A 26,960-nucleotide genomic window follows, 5' to 3' on the forward strand; every position below is an offset into this window, starting at 1 on the left:
GACGCCAGTTTCTCGCTAGCCAGACATGGCAGGAGAGTGCGATGGCCACCATGACGCAAAACGTCCAGCTCGGTTCTCCCGGTCCAGCCACAGTCGCGGCACCTCTGCCCGAGAGGGCGAGCACGATGGCGTGGATCGCCGTCCTCGCCGCGATGATCGGCGCATTTATGGCCATCCTGAACATCCAGATCACCAACGCCTCGCTGCTCGACATCGAAGGCGGCATCGGCACCGGCGTCGACAACGGCGCCTGGATCTCGACCTCCTATCTCATCGGCGAGATCGTGGTGATCCCGCTCACGGACTATCTGAGCCGCGTCTTCTCGTTCCGCCGCTACATGCTGGCGAACGCCGTGCTGTTCCCGCTCTTCTCGGCGGCCTGCGCCTTCTCCCACGATCTCGGTTCGATGATCGCCCTGCGCGGCCTGCAAGGCTTCGCCGGCGGCGTCCTCATCCCGATGGCCTTCACCATGGTGCTTACCAAGCTGCCCAAGTCGCAGCAGCCGCTTGGGCTGGCGCTGTTCGCGCTCTCCGTCACCTTCGCGCCGGCGATCGGCCCGACCATCGGCGGCTACCTGACCGAGAATTACGGTTGGCAGTCCATCTTCTTCGTCAACACGCCGCCCAGCATCGTGATGATCGTTGCCCTGTTCTTCACGCTGGAAAAGAAGCCGATGCAGCTGTCGCTGCTCAAGGAGGGCGACTGGGCCGGCATCGCTACCATGGCGATCGGGCTTGCGGCGCTGCAGACGGTGCTCGAGGAAGGCAACAAGGAGGACTGGTTCCAGTCGCCGTTCATCGTCAAGCTCGCGCTGACGGCGGCGGTGTTCCTGACCGTCTTCGTGGCGATCGAGCTCACCGTGGCGAAGCCGCTGGTCCAGCTTCGTCTTCTCAAGCGGCGCAATTTCGGCATCGGCATCGTCGTTAACGTGCTGGTCGGCGTCGCGCTGTTCGGCACCGTCTACATCCTGCCGCAGTATCTAGGCCAGGTGCAGCGCTACAACGCCGAGCAGATCGGGCTTGTGCTGGCCTGGACCGGCCTGCCGCAGCTGCTCATCATTCCGCTCGTCCCGCTGCTGATAAAGCGCTTTGACGTGCGGTATGTCGGCTTTGTCGGCATCAGCATTTTCGCCGCAAGCTGTTTCATGAACATCACTCTGTCACTGGACAGCGCCGGCGACCAGTTCTTCGTGCCCAACCTTGTGCGCGCCATAGGCCAGGCCCTGGTGCTGACCCCGGTTACCGTGATCACCACGGCGGGCATCGCACCGAGCGAGGCGGGCGCCGCATCGGGCCTGTCGAACATGCTGCGCAATCTCGGCGGCGCGGTCGGCACGGCGATGCTTGCGACGGTGCTGACCAAGCGCGAGCAGTTCCATTCGAACATCATCGGCCAGTCCGTCACCTTCGCACGCGAGGAAGTGCACGACAGAATCGCCCAGCTGACGCAATACTTCATGGCGCACGGGGTCACTGATCCGGCTGTCGCGCAGCACAAGGCAATCGCTGCGATCGGCGCCACGGTCCACCGCCAGGCTCTCATCCTGGGGTTCAGTGACACGTTCGCGGTGATCGGTGTCGTACTTTCGCTCGCCGCGGTTGCCCTGCTCTTTGCCCGCAAGATCCAGATCGGCGGCGGCGCCAGCGGTGGAGGCCACTAGCGACCCGAACCGCTCGCCGGCGGACCTATCCAGAGGTATTGCCGATACCAACGTGCAATGGATTTGACCTGCCTGAAAGTCGATCTCTGTGCTGGAACAGCGCAGAGTAGAGGGCTCTAGGGAGGACTTCATGTCAGCCATTTCGCCAACCCCAACCCAGCGCGAACTGCTTGCGGCGGCCTCTGTCGCGGGCGCCTTCGGCCTGCTTCCCGGAACGCTGCGTGCGGCCGCCGGTGACGACGCGATACGCCCGTTCACCGTCAACATCCCGCAAGCCGAGATCGATGAGCTTCGCCGGCGAATCGCGGCGACGCGCTGGTCCGACCGGGAGACAGTGAATGACCAGTCGCAAGGCATACGGCTCGAGAAGCTGAGGCCGCTCGTCGAATATTGGGGCAGCGGTTACGACTGGCGAAAGGCAGAGGCGAACCTGAATTCTCTGCCGCAGTTCATGACCACGATCGACGGCCTCGACATCCACTTCATTCACGTTCGCTCGAAGCATCCGAACGCCATGCCGCTGATTATGACGCATGGCTGGCCGGGATCGGTGTTCGAGTTGCTCAAGACGGTCGGCCCGCTCAGTGACCCGACCGCCCACGGCGGAGCCGCCGAGGATGCGTTCGACCTCGTGCTGCCTTCGATGCCGGGCTTCGGCTTCTCGGGTAAACCGACCGAGACCGGATGGGGCCCAGACCGCATCGCGCGGGCCTGGGCAGAACTGATGAAGCGCCTCCGCTACAACAGCTACGTCGCGCAGGGCGGCGACTGGGGTTCGCCCGTCTCCAGCGCCATGGCGCGCCAGGCGCCGACCGGCTTGCTCGGCATCCATATCAATCTGCCTGCGGTCGTGCCGCCCGAGATCGCTGCGGTGCTCGCCGCGAGCGGGCCGGTGCCAGCCGGCCTGACTGACAAGGAGCGCACGGCGTTCGATGCGCTGAGCGCCGCCGCAAGGATGGGCAACAGGTCCTATGCCGTGATGATGGGCAATCGGCCGCAGACGATCGGTTATTCGATAACGGATTCACCGGCCGGCCTCGCAGCGTGGATGCTCGGCCATCCCGGCTTCTCGCACTGGACCTACGACAACAGCGATCCCGAAAAATCGCCCGGCGAGGTACTGGACGACATCACGCTTTATTGGCTGACCAACACCGCGACCAGCTCTGCGCGCATCTATTGGGAGTATGGCGGCGGACGCAGCCCAGCTTTCTCGGCCCCCGAGATGACCCCTAGCATCGCATTGCCAGTGCCGATCACAGTCTTTCCCGGCGAGAGCTACCAAGCGCCGGAAACGTGGGCCCGGCGGGCGTACCGCAAGCTGACCTACTTCCACGAAGTGGACAAGGGCGGCCATTTCGCCGCGTGGGAGGAACCCGAGCTCTTCTCGGCCGAACTCCGGGCGGCGTTCAGGCCGCTCCGCCAGTCGATCTGAGACCAACGGCGGTGCGGCCGATCCCTCCAGGGCGGCGGCCGATCCATCGCGCAGCATGAAACTCGTACCCAAACTGAAGAGATTGAAATGAGCAGTACTACTCTGGTGCGCAACGAATCCGTGACCGAAACCCAAACGGCGCGAGGGGTCGACATGAAGCTCGAGGTTGTCGTCCTCCCCGTTTCTGACGTCGGCCGCGCCAAGCGCTTCTATCAGGATTTGGGTTGGAGGCTCGACGCCGACTTCCTCAGAAGCGACGGGTCCCGGGCCGTTCAGCTCACGCCTACGGGCTCGCCGGCCTCGATACACCTGGGCGACAAGCCGGTGTTCTTTCTCGTCGTCTCCGATATCGAGGCGGCACGCGCCGAGCTCGCCGAGCGCGGCGTCGATATCAGTGAAGTTTTCCACCGCGGCAAGGAAGGCCCTGTCAACGGCCGGGACCCGGAGTGGCGCAGTTACGGCTCGCTGGCCTCGTTTAGCGATCCGGACGGAAACAGCTGGCTGCTGCAGGAGGTTACCACGCGATTGCCCGGGCGTGTGGACACGGACCTCACGACATTCACTTCGTCGACCGAACTGGCGGCCGCACTCCGACGCGCGTCGGCCGCGCACGGCGAGCATGAGGCGCGGACGGGCGGCCAGCGTGATGAGAACTGGCCGGATTGGTACGCCGCCTACGTTGTGGCGGAGCACGCCGGCAAGCCGCTGCCGCGATGAGCGGCGGCCGCACATGATCATCGGCGGAATGAGACGGGGTGGGGCATAACTGCCCGCCCACCGTCGCAATTGTAGGTGCGCTGCACCCGGCTGATGGATCGCGAGGCGCAATACGATCCATCTGGAGTGTCGGCTCGCCGCTCCCAACACCCGATCGGCACGTCGCAAAGCTATCATGAGCAGGCTAGTTCACGTTGTGCGATCAACATCTGGCACATCAGAATAACCGACCTCCTGCGCGCGTCTGCATTTGTGCTGCATCCTCGAGCCCAGCGCGCGTCCCAGGCGTACACGATAGTCCATCATGCCTTGGCGTTAGTCTCTACCCTTGGTCCGATTGCTTACTGCCCCGGCCAATCCGAAAGTATTGCCGATACCATCGTGCAATAGATTTGGGCACCCTGATAGTCGATCTGTGTCACACCCGAACAGATCGGGCAGACAGAGGAGGATGTTATGTCAACATTACCGATCTCGCCCACGCGGCGTGAACTTCTTGCCACCGCAGCTGCGGTCGGGGCTGTCAGCCTGCTTCCCGACACGCTGAACGCGGCAGCGGGCGGCGACTCGATCCGCCCCTTCACATTCAACGCCTCGGACGAAGAGTTGGCCGAGCTTCGCCGGCGCATCGCGGCCACCCGCTGGCCCGACCGCGAAACGGTCGCGGATGATTCGCAGGGCGTGCAACTCGCGACGATCCAGAAACTCGCGCGCTACTGGGAAACCGACTACGACTGGCGCAAGGTCGAGACGCGGCTCAACGCCTTGCCGCAGTTCATCACCGAGATCGACGGGCTCGACATTCATTTCATCCACGTTCGTTCAAAACATGAGAATGCTCTGCCGCTGATCGTCACGCACGGGTGGCCCGGCTCGATCATCGAGCAGCTGAAGATCGTCGATCCGCTGACCAATCCCACAGCGCATGGAGCGAGCGCGTCGGACGCTTTCCATCTGGTGGTTCCGTCGCTGCCGGGCTTCGGGTTTTCAGGCAAGCCAACCACGACCGGCTGGGACCCCGCCCGCATGGCACGTGCCTGGGGCGTGCTGATGAAGCGCCTCGGATACACGCGGTTTGTGGCGCAAGGCGGCGATTGGGGTGCGATGGTCTCGGATGTGATGGGTACGCAGGCGCCTCCGGAATTGCTCGGCATTCACCTCAACTGGGTTTTCGCGGTTCCACCAGACATCGATAAGGCGATCCAGACCGGCAGCCCGCTGCCCTCGGATCTCTCAGCCGACGAACGACGGGCGTGCGAGCAGCTGGCTTTCTTCTACAAGACAGGTGTGGGCTATGCCCTCGAGATGGCGAACCGCCCACAGACGCTGTACGGACTCGGGGATTCACCGATCGGCCTGGCAGCCTTCGTACTCGACCACGATCCGCGCAGTTATGGGCTCATCGCACGCACCTTTGACGGACAACCCAGTGGCCTTACGCGAGACGATGTCCTCGACAACATCACGCTCTACTGGTTGACGAATACGGCGACGTCGTCGGCGCGTATCTATTGGGAAAACAAGTTCGCCTTTTTCGCCCCGAAAGGGGTCGCCATACCCGTCGCCGTAAGCGCCTTTCCTGACGAGGTCTGTACAATCCCGCGGAGTTGGGCGGCGCGTGCGTATCCCAAGCTCATCTATTACAACAAGCTCGATAAAGGCGGGCACTTCGCCTCCTGGGAACAGCCAGAGCTTTTCTGCAGTGAGCTTCGGGCAGCGTTCAGAACCCTCCGTGGATCCATCTGAAAAACGTCGGCGCGCGCACTTGCGCGCCGACCACCATACGCCGGCTCGGTTGTCGTCCAGAAGATATAATCGATGCGCGCTTTGAAGCGTCGAAGACGAACAAGGTCCGCAGGTTCAAGGAGTTTGTTGACGGGGCCGCCAGTTGGAGCCCGCGTGGAGCGCATCATCGCCCGCGTCGAGGTCGGCGCCAAGGTGCTGACAACCGCTTCATCTTCACCGATCTTGCAGGCGGGAAAATCGTTGTTGAGCGAACACTTGGCCGGCGCCCCCTTGGAAATCGCCGAATGATGAGGCGGCCAAGGGCTTCTTGGAATCATAGGCCTGTCGGACTCAAGGGTTCGAGCTGCTCAGTACTTCAGTGTGCTTTGCTGCTTCGACGACGCGCGGTCGTGAGGTCGGGAGTTTTCATCGATTCGCTCGAATAATGCCAAAGTATTGGCGACACCTTCGTCCAATAGATTGTCCTTCGCGCTCGATCATATATTCACGTTGTATCTCATTGAGTAGACATGCTAAGCGCAGGAGATCGCATCATGAAACTCTGGATCCTCACTATACAGTTCGCTTCGATGTTGCGCGAATTCGTCATGCCTCGCTACCGACCCGAACTCCACTATATGCGCGGCCCAGGACCAGCCTACGCGCACCGCGCGACCGTGGTCGAGGCGAGACGCGTATTGCCGAGATTGCGCGGCGAATGTGGTTGACGAGGGAGGTAGCCATGGCCTTCGCCATCAAAGTCAACGGCGAGTCGCACACGGTTGATGTCGACGGTGATAGCCCGCTTCTTTGGGTGCTGCGTGATGTGCTTGGCATGACCGGCACAAAGTTTGGGTGCGGCATGGCTCTCTGCGGCGCTTGCACGGTGCATCTCGACGGTGAACCCGTCCGCTCCTGCATTACTACCGTGGACAGCATCGGTGAATCGGAAGTCACGACGATCGAGGCGATCGGCGCCACCGCAGCGGGCGCGAAGATACAGCAAGCCTGGCTGGATCATGAGGTGCCCCAGTGCGGGTACTGCCAGTCGGGCCAGATCATGTCTGCTGCGGCGCTGCTCGCAAGCAACCCGCATCCGACAGACTCCGACATAAACGACGCGATGTCGGGCAACATCTGCCGCTGCGGGACCTACGTGCGCATACGGGAGGCGATCAAGCAGGCGGCTGCGAGCTCAACAGGGAGGCGATCATGATCCCGCACCAGAGCAGATTCCGAGCCACCGATCGTGGGGGGCAGCCCGAGGCAAACGGTCTTTCGCGCCGCAGCTTCCTGCAGGCAGCGGCCGCCACGGGCGGAGGCTTCTTGCTCGGTCTCACCCTGTCGCCGCCATCGGTTGAAGCTGTTGCAGCCGGCAGCGACGCATTCACGCCCAACGCCTTCATCCGGATCGAGCGGAATGGCGAGGTCGTGCTGATCATGCCCTATGTCGAGATGGGGCAGGGTACCTACACGTCCATTCCGATGCTGATCGCCGAAGAGCTGGAGGTGGACCTGAAGCAGGTTCGGCTGGAACATGCCCCTCCCGACGAGAAGCACTACGCCAATCCCCTGCTGGGCGTCCAGGCAACGGGCAATTCCAACGCGATCCGCGGGGCATGGGAGCCGTTGCGCCGGGCCGGCGCGACCGCGCGGACCATGCTCGTTTCGGCTGCCGCCATCCGCTGGAACGTCGATCCGGGGGGCTGCAATGCTGAACGCGGCGAAGTGATTCACGCGGCGACCGGGCGACGCCTCGCCTATGGCGAGCTTGCCGCCGACGCCGCACGCATGCCGGTACCCGAAAATGTGGTGCTCAAGCAACCGCGAGATTTCAAGCTCATCGGCACATCGGCCAGGCGCCTCGACTTGGCCGGAAAGGTGAACGGGACCGCGATCTACGGGATCGACGCGCGTCCGCCGGGCGTCAGGATCGCGACGCTGGCGCAGTCACCTGTGTTCGGCGGTCGGGTGAAGCATGTCGACGACACGGCAGCGTTGGCCGTCAAAGGCGTCAGCCAGGTCGTGCGGATCGACGACGCCGTCGCAGTGGTAGCGGACCATATGGGCGCCGCGAAAAAAGGGCTTGCGGCTCTGGTCATCGAATGGGATGACGGGCCGAACGCCACGCTATCCACCGAGGCGATCGCCACCGAACTCGAGCAGACGACGCTCAAACCGGGAGCCGTTGCACAAAGCATCGGCGATGTCGGCCCCGCCTTGTCGGGCGCGGAAACCAGGGTCGAGGCGGCATATCTGGTGCCGTTCCTCGCCCATGCGACCATGGAGCCGATGAACTGTACCGTCCATGTCCGCAAGGACGGCTGCGAAATCTGGGTGGGCAACCAGGCCATCGCGCGGGCTCAGGCATTCGCCGCGAAAGCCGCGGGTCTGTCTCCCGACCAGGTCGTCGTGCACAATCATCTGATCGGCGGCGGGTTCGGGCGCAGGCTCGAGGCCGACGGGGTCGCTCGCGCCGTCGAGATCGCCAAGCACGTCGACGGTCCGGTCAAGGTCGTGTGGACGCGCGAGGAAGACATCCAGCACGACATGTACAGGCCTATGTTCCACGACAGGCTCTCCGCCGGGCTCGACGCCAAGGGCATGCCGATCGCCTGGAACAATCGCTTTGCCGGATCATCGATCATCGCGAGATACCTGCCGCAATACTTCAAGGACGGGCTCGACCCTGACACCACCGAGGGCGCGATCAATCTCGTCTACGACTTGCCCAACCTGCATGTCGAATACGTGCGGATGGAGCCGCCGGGCATTCCGACCGCGTTCTGGCGCAGTGTCGGGCCGTCGCACAATGTCTTCGTCACCGAGAGCTTCATGGATGAGCTTGCCGCCGCGGCGAAGCAGGACCCGGTAGCGTACCGGCTGGCGCTGCTTGGCAAGACACCGCGTGCCAGGGCCGTACTGGAACTGGCCGCCGGGAAGGCCGGCTGGGGAGAGAAACTGCCGCCACGGGTCGGCCGCGGCGTCTCGATCCAGAACGCCTTCGGCAGCTATCTGGCTGAGGTCGCCGAGGTCGAAGTGTCCCGGGACGGTCAGGTTCGCGTCAGACGCGTCGTATGCGCGGTCGATTGCGGGACGGTCATCAATCCCAATACCGTGGAGGCGCAGATCCAGAGCGCCGTGATGTTCGGCATCACCGCCGCGTTTCATGGCGAGATCACCCTCAAGGACGGCCGTGTCGAGCAGACCAATTTCGACACGTACAAGGTGCTCCGCATCGACGAAGCTCCCTCAGTCGAGGTCCACATTGTCGCGAGCGCCGAGGCGCCCGGCGGGATGGGAGAAGCCGGAACCTCGGCAATCGTACCCGCCCTGGCCAATGCGATCTTCGCTGCCACGGGCAAGCGCCTGCGCAAGATGCCGATCGATAGCGGTGTGCTCAAACAGCCCGCTTGACTCGTGAACCAGCGAGTTGCCGACATGCGAGCCGAAATCGTTCTTGGATCAATCTTCCCGACTATGAGCTCTCCGACCACACCGCCAAGCGGCGAAAGCTCTCCGAGGCATGCCGCCCGTACGCTCAAGGGACGGTGTAGTGCAAGCGGGATCCGATTCACCCGTGTGCACTGCGTGTAGTCTGCGCGCGCGGAGCATGCGTCAGCCGCCTGCTGAGTCTGTGTTCTTCTCATTGTTGTCACATCTTGAGCCACACTGCCCCGACTGGCGCCACGTACTACATCGACGGCAGCCAGCAACTCGTCTCGTGATGAACGACCGGTGGACGAATAAATATACAGCAAGACGAGCAATACCATAGCATAATTGATTCAACTGAGTTCACCTGCTGTAATTCGCTAGCTTTATCATGTGTTGCCACTCTAAAGACACTCAATCCCAAGGAGATCAACATGAGCAGTACTCATGGGCGCAGCGAAACTGCAATCGAGACCCCGAAGGCGCGGACGCTCGACATGAAGTTCGAGATCGTGGTCATCCCTGTTTCGGACGTCGATCGCGCCAAGAGCTTTTACGGCGGCTTGGGGTGGAGGCTCGACGCCGACTTCGCTGCCGGTGACGACTGGCGCGTGATCCAGTTCACGCCGCCTGGCTCCGGCTGCTCGGTCATTTTCGGCAAGAACGTCACCGCGGCAGCACCCGGCTCCGCTCAGGGACAGTACCTGATCGTCTCTGACATAGAGGCCGCCCGCAACGAGCTGCTTGATCGCGACGTCAACATCAGCGAGGTTTTTCACGACGCGGGCGGCGTGTACACGGGTACAGACGAGCCTTACCTGTTTGGGCGAGCCCGGATCAGAGGCCCGGATCCTGAGCACCGCAGCTACCACTCGTACGCCTCGTTCAGTGATCCGGACGGCAACGGCTGGCTGCTCCAGGAAGTCACCGCGCGATTGCCCGGGCGTGCGGCGGACCTCACGACATTCACCTCGTCGACCGAGCTGGCGGCCGCACTCCGACGCGCGTCGGCCGCGCACGGCGAGCACGAGGCGCGGACGGGCGGCCAGCGTGATGAGAACTGGCCGGACTGGTATGCCGCGTACGTGGTGGCGGAGCACGCCGGCAAGGAGCTGCCTTTATGAGCAGTGGCTACGACGTCATCATCATCGGCGGATCGCCGGGCGAGCACTGCGCCGGTGCGCTTGCAGAAGGCGGGCTACGCGTCGCGCTCGTCGAGGCCGAACTGGCCGGCGGCGAATGCTCCTACTGGGCCTGCATCCCGTCCAACACACTGCTGCGCCCGGGGGGAGGCCGTGCGCGGCGCGATCCGCTATCGCGACGTGCCGCTCTCCGGTATCGACGGATGCGCTTCGCGGGTTTGGAGTGCCGACGCACCTCCTGAACCACCTCGCAGTGATGGCCGAACTTCACGTGCAGGGGCGCTATGACCGCATGACGGATGACCTGGTCAAACTCACCGGCAAAACGTCGACAAGCATGTACGACTTCGTGAAACTGCACGCCGCCGAATTCCCGCGGGGTGAAGCCGCTGCGGCTTGACGTAGTGGCGGCCGTCTGCCGCCAGGGTGCACAATCAACAGCGATAACAATGGCTTACCCAAAATCGTTCGGCTCGCCCAGACAGGTCAACGCCGGATCGCTGAACGTCGGTATGCCGATTTGGGGCCGGTCGACGGCGCGCCTGTCGTCCTCTGCTCCACGGCTGGCCATACGAGATGCTAAAGTCACGCATTTCAAAGCGAATTCTGATTAAAGGGTGACACAGCGTGATTCAGCATGCCCGACGGGTATGGAGCGGGATCGTTGTGCAGCTTCCTCTCGCCGTTAGCTAACTGGTTGAAAGATATTGCAAAAATCTCTGTACTCGATAATGCGAGGAGCGGCTTCTGGGGGCGGTATTGGATTCTCCTCCGTCACTAACCACGCTCACTCACCGCCGTTCATGCTGACTCGCATTTGACGCACGGCACGCCACTGTATTCTTTTGATCCCACGTCTCCAGTTCCTCAATTGGGTACAACACGGCTTTGCCAAGCTTGACGTACGCCGGTCCAATCCTCTTGGCTCGCCAATTTCGCAGCGTTCCAAGAGAGATGGTGCCGCGATAGCGTTCCGACACTTCCTCAGCTGTCAAAAACTTCCTGTTGTCCATCAAGCTCCCCAAATGTCCGACGTCGGGAACATGGGAGCGGGCTCAAGCACGCTCCCAAACTCTTGGTCATGCAGTTGCGCGGCCATGGGTAGGTATGTGCATCGGAGATGAAAAGCCGCTGAGTGATGGAGTAGAGGCAGGGGATATGTCTGGATAGAAATCGGATCAACTGCCCACAGAGTGGGCAAGGTCGCTCGACCCGGGCCAACCGGAAAATGAGGGGTGCGATCTCCGTTCCCATCGCCTCGACCCGTTAGTGCTTGGGTTGATGTCGGAGACGAATTGGATGAGGAGACGCCGTTCGGCGAATTTGAGCCGGCCAAGAAGGCTGAGCGGGTCGAGCGCAAGAAACTCGAGGCGACTACTCTCGAAATCTCATCGCCATGTCGCAATCTAGAAGTGACGGGATAGTCAGAGGATGAACGCTCGGTGACCACGGCACGAGTTGGGAGCCGAGGCCGTCGTCGATCATCGCCAAGCGACCCGATCACAGTATCAGTTGCCGCCCGGTAGGAAAAAGGCCGGCGCCCTCGCTGGGAGGTTGCCCGAATGGCACCGGCCAGACGGTCCTTTTCAGGTCCGCCGCTCTCCAAACATAGCTGAGTCTTTCCGTTGCGTCAGGTGGTGGCGGACTACGCTTTGGCTTTCCGCCTCCCAGGTGCCTTCTTGGCTGGTGCGACGGGTCCCGCCTTGCGGCCAAGTCCTATGGACTTCGCCAGTTGCGAGCGTTGAGCGGCATAATTCGGAGCTGTCATAGGATAGTCGTGCGGCAAGTTCCATTTGGCGCGATAGGTGTCCGGTGTCAGGCCAAAGTCCGTGCTAAGATGCCGCTTCAGTGATTTAAACTTTTTGCCGTCTTCGAGGCAGATAATGAAGTCCGGCGTCACCGACTTCTTTGGGTTGACCGCGGGAGTTTGCGGCTCAGCGACAGGCGGGATCGGCGTGCCAAGTCCGGACAGCGAAGCATGAACCGATGCTATCACGTCCGGCAAGCCAGACACCGGCAATGGATTGTTGCTGACATATGCTGAGACAATGTCGGCGGTTAACTCAGCTAGTTCGGCAGAGTGGGTATAGGTTTCGTTGGTCATTGGTGGTCCTTTTGCCTGATTTATCCCTTCTCTATGGGCTGATGATCAACGGCGCAACCGTCGTCCTAAGCCTGATCTATCGAACTGAAGTGGAACCAACGCAGAATTCGTAAGGTCTTCGGACAACCCTTTGATTTCCGAAGTAGTTCCTACCGTAGAGCGAATGAGGCTTGCGGAGTGAAATTGCTTGTCCAGCCTCCGGTTTGGCTGGGGTTCTTGGAAGCTTTTCGAACTTTCTGCCATGCGGCACCAGCCGAATTGCGCGTGCTCGCGAGTGAGGCCAGAACATGAAAACCTCACTGCGGGGCTAAGTCGGAGGAGGTCTGGCGTGGTGCTTTGAGGTGGCGAGTCGTGCTCGAAATTTCAGCAAGACACATGCGCTTTGGTCCTTCCAAGCGACAAGAATCGCGTATGTGCGTGCAATCCTCCCACCGATGCTGACGAACCCCATCGCTTGCCCGCATGACTGAAACTTCGCATACCAGACTGCTCTCCCGCAAAATCTCTGATTTCTGCCGTATCCGTCTCGACCCACTGCTTCCCCCTCAAGAAAGTGCCCGCATCAGAGCGTTTCTGCTCAACCTGATCTCCTGTGCTAAAACACCGCCGCGAAAACTGCGCGGCTATGATTGGCAAGAAATCGGCATTTGTTGCGACCTCGACGGTGAAACGCTTCGATCTGCCCGGACCGCAATCGAACCAGCATTGGACGCGATCGCTCGAAATACAAAAGCTGCGGCGAAGCGGGCGACCATCGCCGGCCGTCGCAACACTAAACCGCAGCGTCATGAGGGGGAACGTCCGCAACCGCCGGCAGAGAAGGCGCCAGCTCCAAGTCGTCAAAAAAAGCTCGCGCGGTCAGAGCGGGAGCCTGCAGCGTTCGACCGGCAAAAGTCCGGCATGACACCGCGCGCTATCGAGGAGCTCCCACCACCACTTTTCGAGGAAGCGTCTGATCACCCCAGCTTTCAGGCGGCGTTGGATTTCCAGATGCGCCGCCATGGCGATAGCTGTTGGCATCTTCATCGTGCTGTTGTGCGAGACGACGAGAGTCTAGACCGCTCGACAATTCGTCACTGGCTCCAGGGATCAAAATCGCCGCGCAGCGTGGCGAGCATGGAAGTGCTAGCGCGGATCGAGCGTCGTTATCGTCTTTCAGCAGGGTATTTTAAAGCGAGACTCCCGCTTCAGACACGCTCCGCCTCAGGCCACATTCTCGATGATATCGGCCCCGCTGAACGCCGTCGGCTTGCGTGGCACCTGCCTGACGACTTCAACACGCGACGTTCCGAGGAGCAGGAAGAGATTCTGGAATGGGTTCGGCGCGTAATTATCAGCGGATCAACTGACTACCGGAGATTCCAGGCGGCCGCGTTGAAACAGCGTTACGCCATCCGTTTCCCGGGTATCACCTATGGTCAGTCGGATGTTGCAAATGACGGCTATCGAGTTCAGCGCGAGCAACAGGACGATGATGGTGCACAGTTCACTGACCCCGACCTGATGTCCGGCGTCATCGACGCTCCACCTGCGCTTGCGATGGAAATGGCGGATCTGATCCGTTTCAAAACTGCGACACTTACTGCGTTCGGTCTACAGCGCAACGGTGTTTGGGGCGAGGAGACCGCATCGCAGAAAGTCGAGCATCTCGGTTTGATGTTCGGTGCGTTGGCCGCGCATCCGCGCGGACCAGTACGCGGCTATGGCGTTCCCACGCAGCATTTGACTTTTGGTCTGCTCGTCTTCCCGTCTGTGTGGGACTGGTATGTGCAATGGCGCGAGAGACGTCGCGGGTTCTACACCGCCTGGGAGGTGGACATGTTGCGAATTTCGCTCGCGCTCACTCGCAAGGACACGGGCTGGCTCAGGCAGCAACCTCATCTGGCGTCGCGGATCCGTCCCATCAATGGACTGGTTTCACAGACCGACATTGATCGCGCGAGCGGGGACTGGGACGACGCCTGCGATGTCTACTTCAGGCACGCCACCTCTCGCGTGAAGGAAATTCAGCGTGTGGCGCGTGTGCATCGTGATCCCTTTGAACCAATCATGCCTGTGCTGGAGGCCGATAGCCCAGTCGGCGAGTATCGAAAGATCACTGAAGAGATTCTTCGGCTCATGCCGGATGAGCGCTTCCATCGGCGTCCTGCCGCCGAAGCAGCCCGCTCGTTCCTGATGCTTCGGTTCGGGCTGCATCTTGGGTTGCGACAGAAGAACCTGCGTCAACTGATGGTCAGTGAACGCGGCAGACTGCCCAGGTCTGAGCGTCAGCTAGCCGAAATGAAGCGCGGTGAACTTCGCTGGAGCGAACGTGAAAAGGGCTGGGAGGTGCTTATTCCTTCAGTCGCATTCAAGAACGCGAATTCTTCCTTTTTCGGGAGTAAGCCATTTAGGCTCGTCCTTCCGAATTTGGGCGGTCTGTACGAGCACATCGAGGCGTACATCGACCGTCATCGCCGTGTCCTGCTTGGAGGAGCGGAAGACCCCGGCACCTTCTTTATCAAAACGGTGAAAGTGACGAGCAAGGATGCGGCATACGATCGAAACACGTTCTATGAGGCGTGGCGCCTGACCATCCAGCGATATGGCATCTACAATCCCTATACTCAACGCGGCGCGATCGCCGGCCTTCTCCCTCACGGCCCCCACAATGTTCGCGACGTGCTGGCAACGCATATCCTGAAGCAGACCGGGTCATATGAGCAGGCCAGCTACGCAATCCAGGATACACCCGACATGGTGGCGCACCATTACGGGCGTTTTTTGCCGCAAGACAAAGCTGCCCTTGCTGCGCGGATTTTGAATCAGGTCTGGCAGGCGGCCTAAAAGGCATCAAGCAGGGCGACTATGCGCCTCCGTCGATTTGGCCATCGTGGTGGTGGGGGGCTGATATGTCGATGAAATCAGCTAGTTGCGAGATGTTGTGTGCAAAAACCGCGCACGAAAGTTCTGCTCCCTTCTCTTTCGTTCCCACGACGATGCCGCCGACAGCACTTCTGGACACTCTTCTTCCGTCGCAAAGCGCCGCACCAGACGACTTGCCGGTTGTCCAGAGGCGTTTAGATGGCGCGGTATAGCTTGGCGTGCGTACATTGGACGGACCGCGGGTGCACGGGCATATCACTGCGCCAGCGACTACACGGTCGGTGACACGAGGGTGATCTATCAACGGGTCGAAGAGATCGTAAAAGACGCAGCGACGCGGGGCGAAAAAGTTCTGGTCTGGTCCAGCTTTGTTCGCAATCTGAAGTCCCTTTCGCGACGTCTTAAAGATTACCAACCGGCGATGGTACATGGCGGTGTGCCGTCAGACGAAATGGTCGCGGACGATGTACTGACGAGAGAAAAAGAGTTCGATCGCTTCCGGCATGACCCTAACTGTACGGTCCTCTTTGCGAATCCTGCCGCCTGTGGAGGGCGTGAGCTTGCACCATTGGTGTCATCACGCTGTCTACCTCGACCGAACATTTAACGCAGGGCACTTCCTCCAAAGTCAGGATCGAATCCATCGTCTGGGGTTGAAGGCTGGCGTCTTGACGCGTTTTACCCTGCTCATGAGCTCGGGTTCGATTGACGACACCGTGGACGGGCGCCTAGTTGACAAGGTCGAGGCTTTGGCACGCCTGATGGATGATCCTGGACTGGTTCGGATTGCGCTTCCGGCGGCTGACGAGGGCGGCGGCGGTACGCCGGCGTTCCAAGACGATTTTTCGGCCGTCACGGCTCACTTTGCAGCAAGCTACGATGCGCGATCTTCCTAGCAGAGGGAGGTGCCACGCTACTTTCCTGCTGGCTTACAGTGCGCGCGTGAGGCGCTGCGCCGGCGTAGAGGGCTGGGTGCGCGGCGCTTGAGAAACCGACGCACATGGCAGCTTCTCTTGACCTTGGTCGCACCGCCGAGCTCTTGATCGACGTCGGACTTGCACGTATCGATGAAGCGGTTCGGATCGGTGCCGAACTGGCGCGTCTCGATCAAATTGCAGACATTTCTACGCTCAAGGCGATCGCTCGCCTTCTACTTGTTCGACGGCCTCCAGATTGGCTGCGCGGTGCCGTGGTCGATGAAAAGCTAGTTGTCGAGTTCGTCCCTGCCCACGACATGGAAACGCTCTCTTGGCTCGGGCCTGATCTGGAGCCAATTATTGTCGCTGCTCATCGACAACTATACGCAGTGGGGGACGATGCGTTCCTGAAGCTTATCGGGGATGCTGGTGAGCTTATGGTCATGGCCGCTCTACGAGCAGTCAACTATCGGCGGCGTCACGTATCACGCGTTTCTGACCGCTTTGGGTATGACATCGAGTATGACTTGCAACAGGTCCGCTATGGCTTGGAGATCAAGACGGTCGTGCCCACTACGGCTGACCGAATTCTCCTGTCGAGACACGAGTTCGACGTTGCCGCGCGCATGGGTGGTCGGTGGAAAGTTGTTCAGGTAACCATCTCATCATCTGCCTTTGTGCAGGGCGTGATCGGCGCCTCTAACATTACGGGCATCCGGGAACTCCCTGGCGCGACACTTGCAAAACTGGCTCCTGCGGACACTACGGAGTTCCGATGGAGCGACAGTGCAGAGTTCCGACCGCACCCCGACATGTGGTTACCGAGCCCCCTACCGGTGCCGCCGGATTTCAGCTTCCAGCTGAGCGCCTGAAAAATCGAAGGAGCTACTGGCGCCGAAACTCCTGTAGGCGGCGTGCAAGTGTCCCTTGGCCTCGATCCATAGCTTTCGTTTCGTCACGCCGGTCTCTCTGGAGCCGCGCCTGAAGGCACGGACGCTGACCGTCAATGGTGTCTCTAAAGCCTATGCCATGACCGGATGGCGGATCGGCTACGCCGGTGGATCGCGTGAGCTGATTAAGGCGATGGCGGTGGTGCAGAGCCAGTCCACGTCCTGCCCGTCGTCGGTCAGCCAGGCGGCGACTGTCGAAGCGCTGTCTGGGCGGCAGGATTTTCTCAAGCCTCGAACCGAAAGCTTCCGCAAGCGCCGCGACCTCGTCGTCTCTGGGCTGAAAGCCATCGACGGCATCCACTGGCGCGTGCCGGAGGGCGCCTTCTATACCTTTGCTGATTGCACTGGCTTGATCGGCAGGATGACGCCTGCCGGGAAACGGATCGAAACCGACAGTGATTTCTGCGACTATCTGCTCGAAGACGCTCATGTCGCGGTTGTTCCGGGTGCGGCTTTCGGCCTGTCGCCATTCTTCCGCCTTTCCTACGCGACATCCGAAGCCGAACTGGGGGAAGCGATCCAGCGCATTTCCGCAGCTTTCGCCTGCCTTGTGGGAAGAGCAGACCAATGCTGAAAAATTCCCGTTCCCACGGCCTCTGGGAAGCGACCGCACCCCAGGCGCCGGCAACGACAGCACTTGACGGGGAGGTATCGGCCGACGTGGTTGTCGTCGGTGGCGGCTATACGGGGGTGTCGTGCGCCCTTCATCTCGCCGAGGCGGGTCGCCGGGTGGTCTTGTTGGAAAGCCGTGAGATCGGCTTTGGCGGTGCCGGCCGCAATGTCGGGCTGATCAATGCCGGCTTGTGGCTGATGCCGGACGATCTGATCACCGCGCTTGCTTTCACCTGAAATCTCGCTGATCTGGTCATGACGCACCGTAGAGTGATCCGACAAGCACGAAGCCCCACTGCAAATGAACTGACCCCCGAAAGTTGGACACAACCTTCGGGGGTTTTGCATGTCCAGACACAGTGCGGGTTTCAAGCGCTCGGTTGTCGATAGCTATTTGTGCGGGGATGAAAGCTATGCGGGTGCGGCGTCGAACCATGGGGTTGACGCGGCGACTGTTCGCAAGTGGGTTGCTTTGTACCAGGCGCATGGCGATGCCGGGCTATCGTGCAAGTACAGCCGTTACGACGCGGCGTTCAAGCTGTCAGTGCTTGAGCGGATGTGGGATGAGGGTCTGTCGTATCGCCAGACGGCGGCGTTGTTCAATATCCGCAATGCCGGTTGCCTGACGGGCTGGGAGAAGCGCTATCATGCGGGCGGGATAGAGGCGCTCGGCCCGCGCCCCAGAGGACGACCCATGTCGAAGCCGCCAGCCCCCGCAGTGCCTGTTGCAGCCAGTGACGAGGCCAAAAGCCGCGAAGAACTGCTGGCCGAGCTGAAGCATCTGCGGATGGAGAACGCCTACCTAAAAAAACTGGAGGCCTTAACGCAGGAACACGCGCCCAAAAAGCGCAAGCCGTCCAGGCGTTAAGGCCGTTGCATCCGCTTGCGGGGCTGCTCGAGCTGGCGAAGCTGCCGCGCAGCACGTTCTATTACAGGCAAAAGGCGGCTTTGCGCCCGGACCGCCATGCGGCGTTGAAGGAGGCGATCAAGGCTATCTTCGACAGCCACAAGGGTCGTTATGGCTATCGCCGGGTGACTGCGCAACTGCGCCGGTTGGGCCGGTGCGTCAACCACAAGACCGTCCAGAGCCTGATGGCCGGGATGGGATTGAAGTCGCTGGTCAGGCCGAAGAAGTATCGTTCCTACAGAGGCGAGGCTGGGCGGACCGCTCCCGATCTGTTGCAGCGCAAGTTCAGCGCCGACAGCGCCAACCGCAAATGGGTGACCGACGTGACGGAGTTCAGCCTGGCCGGGGACAAGCTCTACCTGTCCCCGGTCATGGACCTCTACAATGGCGAGATCGTCGCGTTCGAGACGGCGCGGCGGCCGCTGTTCAAGCTGGTGGACAATATGTTGACCAAAGCCCTCGCCCGACTCAATGAGGATGAACCGCCGATCCTGCATTCCGATCAGGGATGGCAGTACCAGATGCCGGCGTTCCAGCGCAGGCTGGAAGCCAGAGGCCTCGCACAGAGCATGTCACGCAAAGGCAACTGCCTCGACAACGCGCCCATGGAGAGCTTCTTTGCCATCCTCAAGTCCGAACTCTTCCATCCAGGCAGCTTCGACACTGTCCAAAGCCTCAGCCAGGCCATCGAGGACTACATCGACTACTACAATAACCATCGCATCAAACTGAAACTGAAAGGGCTGAGCCCTGTGCAATACAGGACCCAGCCCTTAAGCCTACCACTTCAATGAACCGTCCAATTTTACGGGGTCAGTTCACAAAGGCGGGGCTTCGTTATGTTCAGATCCGCCGGCGCCGACCTCTCGTCAGGCGTCCCACGTCAAGCCTTGGCCGTCGTCTTGCGCGGCTTCTTCATCGGAGACTTGATTGCCGTAGCAGTTGTTCTTGCCGCCGCCGCCCGTATGGCCGGTTTCCGCTTTTCTGCGGACGTGGCCGCCGGCGTTTTGCGCCCAAGTCCAATCGATTTCGCCAGGGCCGACCGGGTCGCCGCATAGTTAGGCGCCACCATCGGATAGTCGGCCGGCAGGTTCCACTTCTGACGATATTGGTCGGGGGTCAGGTCAAAGTGCTGAAGATGCCGCTTCAGCGATTTGAATTTCTTTCCGTCTTCCAGGCAGATGATGAAATCTGGCCTCACCGACTTCCTGATCGAAACTGCCGGTTCCTGTTTGACCACAGGGTCTACTGCCGGCGTGCCGATGCCAGTCAGGGCGGCATGGATGTCGCCGATTAGTTTCGGCAACTCGCCAACCGGTACTGGATTGTTCGATACATAGGCCGCGACAATGTCAGCCGTTATCGACACGGTGTCCAGTGCGTTGGCATGTTCGAGAGCAGTGGTCATATAATTTCCCTTTTTTGTATCGGATGAATTGAGAGACGTTTGATCTTCTGACCTGCCCACGACGCAAATAGTACGTTTCTTCGTAAAATCCACGTCTCTTGTGCAACATGACAAGAGTAAGTTTCGCTTCGGTCGTCCCATCGGCGGAGATGCCCTTGCCGATCTCATCTAAAGCGAGGAGTTTTTCCGCCCGTTCCAGCTGTGCAGAGCAGCGCCGCTGGCTCGCGCCGTGGCTATAGAGTTTCTATCAAGGCGCAGTGTGCACATGATCGCATCGGAGGCGTGGGAGGTTTCGAGGGGAACACGATCTGCCATTTGAATCTTGCTCAAAGGGCAGCGCCTGCTTTGACAAGCTGCGCCTACTCAAGCCTGCGCCCTTCATCACCAGGATCAAGACCTCGCGACAGAAGATTGTCGCCGGTAGCGGAGAAGATCGCGAAAGCTTTTTGCGCACGCGCTTGACTGCGGCGTCGGCGTTGGCGCACCGGCGAAGTCTGCTGTTCGGGCTTCGCGCCGGCCGCTGCTCGCGCCAACTGTGACTAAGTTCGGCGCCCCATCCGCTCTTCACGCCGTTCACCATCGAACGCCTGCTTTCCCCTCCCGGCCCACAGGTCTCGCACGTGCTCGCCTTCATCGCTCTGCAGCTTGGCGGCGATCCAGAGCATCGCGCCGTAGATGATGGCGCGATCGTCATTGGTCAGATCAACGATGCCTGCCTTCGCGACGAGTCCGCCGAGCTCGATCAGATGCCGCGTGCGCTTGCGACGCTCGACCTGCCACGTGCGCATGTCATTGCGAGCCAGAGCCGCTTGCCGGCGATTGCGAGCTGCCCGGTTGCGCTGGAGCGCCGCGAGGGTTGCGCTGAGATGCCGGAGCAACTCGCCGGGACCGGCTCTCGAAAAACATCGCTCCACGCTTGGCCCATGCCTCACGCTTTGCGGTGTCTTTCGTCTCAGCGATTGCGACCAGTGCGCCGGCAAGTTCGTCGCTGCTGAGCTGATCGGCGCCGGTGGCGATCACCAGCTCGCCAAGTTGCTGAACCTTTCGCGTTTTGAGCTCTCGGGCTTTGTCCTCCAGCGCCTTCAGTTCGGCGTCGAAGTCCCGTGGTTTGCGCATGGCTGTCTCCATCGATTGTCGATGCGGCGATGATAGGCGAGCGTCCGCCGGAAGGCTTCAGGGTTGCCGAGACAGCCCGGGACGGGCTGGTCCATCCCGAGATTTTTTCGAGGGAGGGCGCGCTTATACGTCGTGCCGACGTGGGCTTTGACGTGCAAATGATCTGGTCGCGATGGCGATCTATCATCTTCACGTCAAGGTCATTGGCCGCAAGGCTGGCTCAAGCGCTGTCGCGTCGGCCGCCTACCGCTCGGCTTCGCGGTTGCGCGACGAGCGCATCGAGCGCAGCCATGACTTCTCGGCCAAGCGCGGCGTCGTCCATTCCGAGGTGATGTTGCCGGAGGATGCGCCAGACCCCTGGAGCGACCGCGAACGGCTGTGGAACGATGTCGAGGCTTTCGAGGCGCGCAAGGATGCGCAGCTTGCCCGCGAGGTGGAGTTTGCGCTCCCGCGTGAACTCAGCCAGGCGCAAGGCATCGAACTGGCGCGCGACTTCGTTCAAGCCGAGTTTGTCAGCAAGGGCATGGTCGCCGACCTCAATGTGCATTGGGACAGGGCAGAGGATGGCAGTCCCAAGCCGCATGCTCATGTCATGCTCACCATGCGGTCGGTCGATGAGAACGGTTTTGGCGCGAAGGTTCGAGACTGGAATGCTACCCAGATGGTCGAGCGCTGGCGCGAGCGATGGGCGGAGCTTGCCAATGAGCGCCTTGCCGAACTCGACATCGACGCCCGCATCGATCACCGCAGTCTGGAAGCGCAGGGCATTGCCCTGGAGCCGCAGACCCAGATTGGCGCGCCGGCTCAACGCATTGAGGGCAGCGGGCTTGACACTGCCGGCATTGAAGCAGATCGCGCCGAACTGCATCGCGAGATCGCGCGCAACAATGGTGCGCGCATCATTGCCGATCCATCCGTGGCGCTCGATGCCATGACGCATCAGCAATCGACCTTCACCCGAAAAGACATTGCGAAGTTCGCGCATCGGCACAGCGATGGGCTCGAGCAGTTCAACCAGGTGATGGGCGCGATCGGCAACGCACCCGATCTGGTCGAACTCGGCAAGGACGGACGGGGCGAAGACCGGTTCACCACCCGGCAGATGATCGAGACCGAACAGCGCCTTCACCGCGCGGCAGAGCGTATTGAGTTGGACGAGCGACACGCGGTGAGTAACGCACATCGCGAGGCAGCACTGGCGCAGGCTGCGCAAGGCGGGCTTGTCCTTTCGGGCGAACAGCGCGATGCGCTTGCACACATCACCGATGGTCACGGTCTTGGTACCGTTGTCGGCTTTGCCGGAACGGGCAAGAGCGCCATGCTGGGCGTTGCGCGCCAGGCATGGGCTGCGGCGGGCTACGAGGTTCGAGGCGCCGCACTTTCCGGCATTGCCGCCGAGAACCTGGAAGGCGGATCAGGCATCTCGTCACGCACCATCGCCAGTATGGAGCATAGCTGGGGACAGGGCCGCGATCTGCTCACTGCGCGTGATGTCCTGGTGATCGATGAGGCAGGCATGGTCGGCACGCGCCAGTTGGAGCGCGTGCTCTCCCATGCCGCCAACGTTGGCGCTAAAGTCGTCCTCGTCGGCGATCCGCAGCAGCTACAGGCAATCGAAGCCGGCGCTGCATTCCGCTCGATTCACGAGCGACACGGCGGCGTCGAAATCGGCCAGGTGCGCCGGCAGCGCGAGGACTGGCAGCGTGACGCCACGCGCGATCTGGCAACCGGCAGGATCGATGCCGCAATCAGCGCCTACGACGCGCAAGGCATGGTGCATCAGGCTGCAACGCGCGACGAAGCGCGCAGCAATCTGGTCGAGCGCTGGGATCGCGACAGGCAGGCAGAGCCAGATGCAAGCCGGATCATTCTCACCCACACGAACGACGAAGTGCGCGCCCTCAACCAGGCAGCACGCGAGCGCATGCGCGCTGCTGGCGATCTCGGCGACGAGGTTCAGGTGAATGTCGAACGAGGTGCAAGGGCCTTCGCCTGCGGCGACCGCATCATGTTCCTGCGCAATGAGCGCGGACTCGGCGTCAAGAACGGAACTCTCGGCATCGTGGAAGAAGTCAACACACAGAGCATGGGAGTGCGCACCGATGACGGTCGTTCTGTCCGCTTCGATCCGAAAGACTACGCCCACATCGACCATGGCTATGCTGCGACCATCCACAAGGCGCAGGGCATGACTGTCGACCGGACTCACGTGCTGGCGACGTCGGGCATGGATGCGCATGGCAGCTACGTTGCCTTGTCGCGGCATCGAGAAGGGATGGACCTGCACTACGGCAGCGACGACTTCGCGACCCGCGAGCGGCTCGTCCGCACGCTGTCGCGCGACCGCGCCAAGGACATGGCTTCCGACTATGAGCAGATTGACCCAGCCCAAAGCTATGCCGAGCGGCGCGGGATCACCTTCCGTGAGCGTGTGGTCGAGATCGTGCGCCGCATCGTTCCGGAAAAGCTCCGCGACAGGATCGGCGGGCTGCTGGACGGGTTGCGATCGCATGTGGACGCCGAGCCCGGCCAGGAACGTGCTCGCAGGCCGGGAAGGGAAAATGTTGGAGGGCAGATCGGGGATGGCGGCGCCACGCCTAAACGAGAAGCTTCTGCCGGGGGAGCGCAGCGCGACATCGATGTGCCGGTGGACCAGGAAGCAGCGTTGCGCAGCGCTCGCACCAAGGCGCTTGTGCGCCACGCGCGCGCGATCGACGCAATCCTCAGTGCTGGAAATGCGGACGGGCAGGGTGGTCCCGAGCAGGTGCGCGAATTGAGGGATGCCCGCAGTGCGTTCGAGAAGGTTCGGCCGCATGGCTGGCGCGATGCCGAAGCGGCCTACGTCAAGAATCCCGAGCTGGTTCGGGAAGCGGCGGCCGGCCGGGTCAACCGCGTAGTGCTGGCTCTCCAGCTTGAGACGGAAATCCGCACCGGACTGGACGCCGATCCAGGCCGCCGCGCCGACCGGTTTGTCGAACGCTGGCAGAAGCTCCACCGGACAAGCCAGGAGCATTATCAGGCCGGCGACATGCCCGGATACAAATCAACGCGCACAGCAATGTCCGACATGGCTAAGAGTCTCGAGCGCGATCCGCAGCTCGAATCCCTCCTTGCCAACCGCAAGCGCGAACTCGGCATCCATAGCGATTCTGGCCGGCGCCTCGGCGCTGAACTCGCATTCAGCCACGGCATCGGTAGGGGGCGGGGCATTGGGATCTGAACACGTCCCATTTGCCGCCATTTCCACGCCACAGGCGGGTCAGGCGAGAAGTCTAGTTGCGTCCAGCATTGGTTCGCCCCGTAGTCCCAGCAGATACCGGCAACAACCAATGAGAAGCAGGCGAGCCATGTCCGAGCCGGATCGCATCATACGCCTCATCACCGTTCTCAACCGTACCGGCCTGTCCCGCTCAACCCTGTATCGCAAGATCGCCGAAGGCACGTTCCCCGCTCAGATCAAGATAAGCATCAACGGGGCGGGTTGGCGGGAATCCGATGTCAATCGATGGATCGCCGATCCTGTTGCATGGCGAAAAGAGCGTCAGTTCTGATTGCGAGACAGACGAACGCCAGGGCCGCCACCATTCTCTGAAATGAATTCAATGCCGGCGCTTTCGAACGTGCTTCTTATCAGATCCACAGTCGATTGCTTCAACGCTTCGCCTCTTTCGAAGCGAACAATCGTCTGGGTCGATATTTTGGCTTCTTTTGAGAGGTCTAAAACACCCCATCCTAATGCAGCCCGAGCCATGCGGCACTGCACCGGATTCATAAAATCACCATATTATGGTGATTTTGGTTGCTTAGATTATGCACTGTGTGTAGTCTCGCTTTCACTTGGCGGCCGGATGGGTGATGCAACACCAATCCGGCCTGGCCACGCCAAAGCTGTTCAGGAGCTCGGATCATGGCTGATTCCGACAATAGCACGTCTTTGCCTTCCGTCACGCACGGGCGAGGGCAGCGGCAGACCGCAGGCGTGTCTGGAACTTTCGACGATGAAGACGCCGCCATTCTGCTGCTACGAGCCTGGCTGCGGGCACAGCATGTTTCGCACGTCCTTTGCCGACTTCAGCAGCGCCTTGAGAGGCGCGTTCTCGCCGCCTCAGACTCCGAAGCGATAGATGAGAAGGTCGGCTATTCGATCGCTTGCCAAGCGGAGGTCGAGGCCACGACTGCGGCTTTAAAACTTCAGGACAAACTCCCCCACATACAGGCGCAGTCGCTTCTTGGCATCGTCGCCAAGCTCGAAATTATCGCTGGCGCGGATCGCGAGATCGACGATCCCACAGACTTTCCCTGGCCGCATATTGCATCGGTCCTTAAAGACTTGAAGAAAATCGTCGGGAGCTTGCCGCTTGGACGGCCTGAGCGAACCGTCGTCCAGGCGGACTGTAGGCTTTATCAGGAGATAGCGACCGATCTGGTCGGTCTGGAAAAGCAGTCCGCCAGCCTTCATCTGGGGCGCGGCTCTGCATCATGCATTCTAGGATGAAGCACCATTTAGCCTGATCGCAAGACCCTTAGAGCCCTCCTAAGGGAAGGGATGACGCGTTCCAATCGCGCGCGGTGCGCCACTTCCGTTCAAAACTGGGCACTGACGCCGCAGCCGCTCCGCTCATCACCAGAGTACGGCAAAACCATAGCCGATCCTGCTTGAGGTGACCGCCGCCGTCGACCTGGCCATTGCGGCCGTAGGTTGGGAAGAATTCGTCAAAGTCGCCTTTACCGGCGAAAGCGCGGCGTCCAGCTTTCGACTAGAGCTTCCTCGTCGTCGGTATCCTCGTCAGCCTCGCCCTCCTGGCCAATGGTTCCGGAAGTGAGGACGGTGAGCACGCGGCCATAGCTTCCCAGACCCAGCGCTTCTTCAGAAACATTGGCGCGGGTCGGGCCGCCGAGCCAATCCCGCACGTCGACTTCGTCAACTGCACGATCGCCCCCGACGACGCGGTCCGGGTCGGCGGCAAGCGCGGCGGTCGCCGTGCCTGATGGCAGGGGCGTACCTTTGCGAATCCAGTCCAGTTTGGGCAGCGACTTCATGGCATCGGACATGAAGCAGTAGTCGATGACACCGCGGGTACTGACGATCACAGCTACCGCGCTGTCCGAAAGCTCGGCATACCGGATGGCTGTGGCGGTGCGGGATGTAATGCAAAGGTCGGCCATCTGGTCGATCGCTTCGAGACCGCGACCGAAGCCGTCGAGCGCTTCGCGGAACGGCTTTTCCGGCATGAGCAGTCCGGCGGCGAAATGGTCTGCTTCCAGCTCATAGGGGTCGTTTGTCGCAAATCCGGCACGAGAAACATGCACGCCGTTTTTGATCACCTGATCGACATGACCGGGAAGGAAATAATGGCCCAGCTCGTGGCTGATGCTGAACCTCTGAAACCCCGGGCTCTGGATGTGCGTGGCGTAAACGATGCCGAAATTGTTGCCGTGACGGAGCAGCGTCCCGGAGACGCCTTCGGTATTCTCCGGCTTCCCTTGGACAACAATGTCGCGGCTCGCCGCGATCGCGAAGGGATCTACAGGCAGGCTCAGAAGCCCTTCCTCCTTGAGAAAGGCTTCTGCCGTCTGCCGGGCGAGTTTCAGACTGAATATCTTGCTCACGGGGCCTGATCTTTTTTGGCGTTTCGTTTAGCCAGCATTTCGAGAAAATCTTTGGCTATCTCCCGGTCATTGCCCGTCAGCTTGCCTATGTCCCTGAAGAGCGGATCGCCCGCCTGGGCGAGTTCCGGACTGTCCACGCGCCCCAATAAATAGTCGGTGGTAATCTCAAGCGCGTTGGCGATTCGGCGCAGTGAGTCGAAGGAAGGCTTTCGGCCCGTCTCAAAATGAGCAATCGAACTGGCGGGCATTCCTGCCCGGCTACCCAGCTGCTCTTGACTGTAGCCCCTTAATTCGCGGGCACTTTTCAGCCTTTCGCGGAAAATATCGCTGGGGCTTTCTTCATCGGCCATGTCTGC

The 26,960-nt window shown here is 61.0% G+C and carries 26 protein-coding genes and 2 pseudogenes; 20 read left to right on the forward strand and 8 right to left on the reverse strand.

Annotation, left to right across the window (positions count from 1 at the left end; genetic code table 11):
- Positions 1–50 precede the first annotated feature (50 nt).
- The 11 genes from AC04SH_RS22935 to AC04SH_RS22985 all read left to right on the forward strand — a co-directional run bounded on the left by AC04SH_RS22935 (position 51) and on the right by AC04SH_RS22985 (position 10,515).
- A complete protein-coding gene (locus tag AC04SH_RS22935; protein ID WP_488576896.1) occupies positions 51–1,661 on the forward strand; it encodes an MDR family MFS transporter in 1,611 nt (536 codons plus the stop codon).
- Positions 1,662–1,791: 130 nt separating this feature from the next.
- Complete coding sequence (locus AC04SH_RS22940; protein ID WP_488576897.1) at positions 1,792–3,096, forward strand: epoxide hydrolase family protein; 1,305 nt, start codon at positions 1,792–1,794, stop codon at positions 3,094–3,096.
- A gap of 87 nt (positions 3,097–3,183) precedes the next feature.
- Positions 3,184–3,813 (forward strand): VOC family protein, encoded by a 630-nt coding sequence (locus tag AC04SH_RS22945; RefSeq protein ID WP_488476580.1) that lies wholly within the window; start codon positions 3,184–3,186, stop codon positions 3,811–3,813.
- Between the two features lie 456 nt (positions 3,814–4,269).
- Positions 4,270–5,559: an epoxide hydrolase family protein gene (locus tag AC04SH_RS22950; protein ID WP_488576766.1), complete on the forward strand. Its 1,290-nt coding sequence runs from the start codon at positions 4,270–4,272 to the stop codon at positions 5,557–5,559.
- A 153-nt stretch (positions 5,560–5,712) separates the two neighbouring features.
- Positions 5,713–5,847 carry a hypothetical protein gene (locus tag AC04SH_RS22955; protein ID WP_488476682.1) on the forward strand — a complete coding sequence of 45 codons (135 nt, stop codon included), beginning with the start codon at positions 5,713–5,715 and terminating at the stop codon, positions 5,845–5,847.
- 245 nt (positions 5,848–6,092) lie between these two features.
- Positions 6,093–6,266: a hypothetical protein gene (locus tag AC04SH_RS22960; protein WP_488576767.1), complete on the forward strand. Its 174-nt coding sequence runs from the start codon at positions 6,093–6,095 to the stop codon at positions 6,264–6,266.
- A 14-nt stretch (positions 6,267–6,280) separates the two neighbouring features.
- Positions 6,281–6,754: a (2Fe-2S)-binding protein gene (locus AC04SH_RS22965; RefSeq protein ID WP_488576768.1), complete on the forward strand. Its 474-nt coding sequence runs from the start codon at positions 6,281–6,283 to the stop codon at positions 6,752–6,754.
- Positions 6,751–8,955, forward strand: coding sequence for a xanthine dehydrogenase family protein molybdopterin-binding subunit (locus AC04SH_RS22970; RefSeq protein WP_488576769.1), 2,205 nt, complete (start codon positions 6,751–6,753; stop codon positions 8,953–8,955). The genes AC04SH_RS22965 and AC04SH_RS22970 overlap by 4 nt, the downstream gene beginning before the upstream one ends.
- Before the next feature lie 452 nt (positions 8,956–9,407).
- The gene (locus AC04SH_RS22975; RefSeq protein WP_488576770.1) at positions 9,408–10,097 is read left to right on the forward strand and encodes a VOC family protein; all 690 of its coding nucleotides are present in this window, start codon (positions 9,408–9,410) and stop codon (positions 10,095–10,097) included.
- Positions 10,094–10,357: an FAD-dependent oxidoreductase gene (locus AC04SH_RS22980; RefSeq protein ID WP_488576771.1), complete on the forward strand. Its 264-nt coding sequence runs from the start codon at positions 10,094–10,096 to the stop codon at positions 10,355–10,357. Before AC04SH_RS22975 ends, AC04SH_RS22980 begins: the two co-directional genes overlap by 4 nt.
- Before the next feature lie 14 nt (positions 10,358–10,371).
- Positions 10,372–10,515, forward strand: coding sequence for a hypothetical protein (locus AC04SH_RS22985; protein ID WP_488576772.1), 144 nt, complete (start codon positions 10,372–10,374; stop codon positions 10,513–10,515).
- 391 nt (positions 10,516–10,906) lie between these two features.
- Here the strand turns inward: AC04SH_RS22985 and AC04SH_RS22990 are convergent, their stop codons facing one another.
- Positions 10,907–11,128 carry a helix-turn-helix domain-containing protein gene (locus AC04SH_RS22990; RefSeq protein ID WP_224680431.1) on the reverse strand — a complete coding sequence of 74 codons (222 nt, stop codon included), beginning with the start codon at positions 11,126–11,128 and terminating at the stop codon, positions 10,907–10,909.
- A 632-nt stretch (positions 11,129–11,760) separates the two neighbouring features.
- The gene (locus AC04SH_RS22995; protein WP_224680432.1) at positions 11,761–12,219 is read right to left on the reverse strand and encodes a Ros/MucR family transcriptional regulator; all 459 of its coding nucleotides are present in this window, start codon (positions 12,217–12,219) and stop codon (positions 11,761–11,763) included.
- Between the two features lie 462 nt (positions 12,220–12,681).
- Between AC04SH_RS22995 and AC04SH_RS23000 the strand changes: the two genes are divergently transcribed.
- The 6 genes and pseudogenes from AC04SH_RS23000 to AC04SH_RS23025 all read left to right on the forward strand — a co-directional run bounded on the left by AC04SH_RS23000 (position 12,682) and on the right by AC04SH_RS23025 (position 19,264).
- On the forward strand, positions 12,682–15,045 hold the full coding sequence (locus tag AC04SH_RS23000) for a hypothetical protein (protein ID WP_488576773.1): 2,364 nt from the start codon (positions 12,682–12,684) through the stop codon (positions 15,043–15,045).
- A 707-nt stretch (positions 15,046–15,752) separates the two neighbouring features.
- On the forward strand, positions 15,753–15,980 hold the full coding sequence (locus tag AC04SH_RS23005; protein WP_488576774.1) for a hypothetical protein: 228 nt from the start codon (positions 15,753–15,755) through the stop codon (positions 15,978–15,980).
- Between the two features lie 104 nt (positions 15,981–16,084).
- Positions 16,085–16,873 carry a protein NO VEIN domain-containing protein gene (locus tag AC04SH_RS23010; protein ID WP_488576775.1) on the forward strand — a complete coding sequence of 263 codons (789 nt, stop codon included), beginning with the start codon at positions 16,085–16,087 and terminating at the stop codon, positions 16,871–16,873.
- 73 nt (positions 16,874–16,946) lie between these two features.
- A pseudogene (locus AC04SH_RS23015) lies at positions 16,947–17,525 on the forward strand (aminotransferase class I/II-fold pyridoxal phosphate-dependent enzyme); the annotation flags it as partial.
- A pseudogene (locus AC04SH_RS23020) lies at positions 17,519–17,776 on the forward strand (FAD-dependent oxidoreductase); the annotation flags it as partial. The pseudogenes AC04SH_RS23015 and AC04SH_RS23020, both read left to right, overlap by 7 nt.
- A gap of 133 nt (positions 17,777–17,909) precedes the next feature.
- Positions 17,910–19,264 (forward strand): IS3 family transposase gene (locus AC04SH_RS23025; protein WP_488576776.1). Its coding sequence is split into 2 segments (ribosomal slippage): positions 17,910–18,386 and positions 18,389–19,264, totalling 1,353 coding nucleotides; the frame shifts between segments, so codons are not numbered across the junction.
- An 89-nt stretch (positions 19,265–19,353) separates the two neighbouring features.
- Here the strand turns inward: AC04SH_RS23025 and AC04SH_RS23030 are convergent.
- The 3 genes from AC04SH_RS23030 to AC04SH_RS23040 all read right to left on the reverse strand — a co-directional run bounded on the left by AC04SH_RS23030 (position 19,354) and on the right by AC04SH_RS23040 (position 20,994).
- On the reverse strand, positions 19,354–19,878 hold the full coding sequence (locus AC04SH_RS23030) for a Ros/MucR family transcriptional regulator (protein ID WP_488576777.1): 525 nt from the start codon (positions 19,876–19,878) through the stop codon (positions 19,354–19,356).
- Positions 19,879–20,417: 539 nt separating this feature from the next.
- Positions 20,418–20,666 carry a conjugal transfer protein TraD gene (locus AC04SH_RS23035; protein ID WP_488576778.1) on the reverse strand — a complete coding sequence of 83 codons (249 nt, stop codon included), beginning with the start codon at positions 20,664–20,666 and terminating at the stop codon, positions 20,418–20,420.
- Position 20,667: 1 nt separating this feature from the next.
- A complete protein-coding gene (locus tag AC04SH_RS23040; protein ID WP_488576779.1) occupies positions 20,668–20,994 on the reverse strand; it encodes a conjugal transfer protein TraD in 327 nt (108 codons plus the stop codon).
- Between the two features lie 172 nt (positions 20,995–21,166).
- On the opposite strand from AC04SH_RS23040, the gene traA reads away from it, so the two are divergent.
- Together traA and AC04SH_RS23050 are read left to right on the forward strand one after the other, a co-directional pair.
- Positions 21,167–24,214: a Ti-type conjugative transfer relaxase TraA gene (gene traA, locus AC04SH_RS23045; RefSeq protein WP_488576780.1), complete on the forward strand. Its 3,048-nt coding sequence runs from the start codon at positions 21,167–21,169 to the stop codon at positions 24,212–24,214.
- Between the two features lie 127 nt (positions 24,215–24,341).
- Positions 24,342–24,545 (forward strand): helix-turn-helix transcriptional regulator, encoded by a 204-nt coding sequence (locus tag AC04SH_RS23050; RefSeq protein WP_488576781.1) that lies wholly within the window; start codon positions 24,342–24,344, stop codon positions 24,543–24,545.
- On the opposite strand, the gene AC04SH_RS23055 is transcribed toward AC04SH_RS23050, so the two are convergent.
- Complete coding sequence (locus AC04SH_RS23055; protein WP_488576782.1) at positions 24,536–24,766, reverse strand: helix-turn-helix domain-containing protein; 231 nt, start codon at positions 24,764–24,766, stop codon at positions 24,536–24,538. The two genes, AC04SH_RS23050 and AC04SH_RS23055, sit on opposite strands and share 10 nt — an antisense overlap.
- Before the next feature lie 135 nt (positions 24,767–24,901).
- Here AC04SH_RS23055 and AC04SH_RS23060 point away from each other — a divergent pair, with 135 nt between their 5' ends.
- Positions 24,902–25,489, forward strand: coding sequence for a hypothetical protein (locus AC04SH_RS23060; RefSeq protein ID WP_488576783.1), 588 nt, complete (start codon positions 24,902–24,904; stop codon positions 25,487–25,489).
- 230 nt (positions 25,490–25,719) lie between these two features.
- On the opposite strand, the gene AC04SH_RS23065 is transcribed toward AC04SH_RS23060, so the two are convergent.
- Positions 25,720–26,604 (reverse strand): ImmA/IrrE family metallo-endopeptidase, encoded by an 885-nt coding sequence (locus AC04SH_RS23065; RefSeq protein WP_488576784.1) that lies wholly within the window; start codon positions 26,602–26,604, stop codon positions 25,720–25,722.
- Entirely contained in the window at positions 26,601–26,954 is a 354-nt protein-coding gene (locus AC04SH_RS23070; RefSeq protein ID WP_488576785.1) for a helix-turn-helix domain-containing protein, read from the reverse strand. The genes AC04SH_RS23065 and AC04SH_RS23070 overlap by 4 nt, the downstream gene beginning before the upstream one ends.
- Positions 26,955–26,960: the final 6 nt, after the last annotated feature.

This window comes from Mesorhizobium sp. CNPSo 4688 (assembly GCF_057784295.1).

Coding starts and splice junctions, on each gene's coding strand:
- AC04SH_RS22935 (WP_488576896.1), top strand. CDS start 51: ATGACGCAAAACGTCCAGCTCGGTTCTCCCGGTCCAGCCACAGTCGCG.
- AC04SH_RS22940 (WP_488576897.1), top strand. CDS start 1,792: ATGTCAGCCATTTCGCCAACCCCAACCCAGCGCGAACTGCTTGCGGCG.
- AC04SH_RS22945 (WP_488476580.1), top strand. CDS start 3,184: ATGAGCAGTACTACTCTGGTGCGCAACGAATCCGTGACCGAAACCCAA.
- AC04SH_RS22950 (WP_488576766.1), top strand. CDS start 4,270: ATGTCAACATTACCGATCTCGCCCACGCGGCGTGAACTTCTTGCCACC.
- AC04SH_RS22960 (WP_488576767.1), top strand. CDS start 6,093: ATGAAACTCTGGATCCTCACTATACAGTTCGCTTCGATGTTGCGCGAA.
- AC04SH_RS22965 (WP_488576768.1), top strand. CDS start 6,281: ATGGCCTTCGCCATCAAAGTCAACGGCGAGTCGCACACGGTTGATGTC.
- AC04SH_RS22970 (WP_488576769.1), top strand. CDS start 6,751: ATGATCCCGCACCAGAGCAGATTCCGAGCCACCGATCGTGGGGGGCAG.
- AC04SH_RS22975 (WP_488576770.1), top strand. CDS start 9,408: ATGAGCAGTACTCATGGGCGCAGCGAAACTGCAATCGAGACCCCGAAG.
- AC04SH_RS22980 (WP_488576771.1), top strand. CDS start 10,094: ATGAGCAGTGGCTACGACGTCATCATCATCGGCGGATCGCCGGGCGAG.
- AC04SH_RS22985 (WP_488576772.1), top strand. CDS start 10,372: ATGGCCGAACTTCACGTGCAGGGGCGCTATGACCGCATGACGGATGAC.
- AC04SH_RS22990 (WP_224680431.1), bottom strand. CDS start 11,128: ATGGACAACAGGAAGTTTTTGACAGCTGAGGAAGTGTCGGAACGCTAT.
- AC04SH_RS22995 (WP_224680432.1), bottom strand. CDS start 12,219: ATGACCAACGAAACCTATACCCACTCTGCCGAACTAGCTGAGTTAACC.
- AC04SH_RS23000 (WP_488576773.1), top strand. CDS start 12,682: ATGACTGAAACTTCGCATACCAGACTGCTCTCCCGCAAAATCTCTGAT.
- AC04SH_RS23010 (WP_488576775.1), top strand. CDS start 16,085: ATGGCAGCTTCTCTTGACCTTGGTCGCACCGCCGAGCTCTTGATCGAC.
- AC04SH_RS23030 (WP_488576777.1), bottom strand. CDS start 19,878: ATGACCACTGCTCTCGAACATGCCAACGCACTGGACACCGTGTCGATA.
- AC04SH_RS23035 (WP_488576778.1), bottom strand. CDS start 20,666: ATGCGCACGTGGCAGGTCGAGCGTCGCAAGCGCACGCGGCATCTGATC.
- AC04SH_RS23040 (WP_488576779.1), bottom strand. CDS start 20,994: ATGCGCAAACCACGGGACTTCGACGCCGAACTGAAGGCGCTGGAGGAC.
- traA (WP_488576780.1), top strand. CDS start 21,167: ATGGCGATCTATCATCTTCACGTCAAGGTCATTGGCCGCAAGGCTGGC.
- AC04SH_RS23050 (WP_488576781.1), top strand. CDS start 24,342: ATGTCCGAGCCGGATCGCATCATACGCCTCATCACCGTTCTCAACCGT.
- AC04SH_RS23055 (WP_488576782.1), bottom strand. CDS start 24,766: ATGAATCCGGTGCAGTGCCGCATGGCTCGGGCTGCATTAGGATGGGGT.
- AC04SH_RS23060 (WP_488576783.1), top strand. CDS start 24,902: ATGGCTGATTCCGACAATAGCACGTCTTTGCCTTCCGTCACGCACGGG.
- AC04SH_RS23070 (WP_488576785.1), bottom strand. CDS start 26,954: ATGGCCGATGAAGAAAGCCCCAGCGATATTTTCCGCGAAAGGCTGAAA.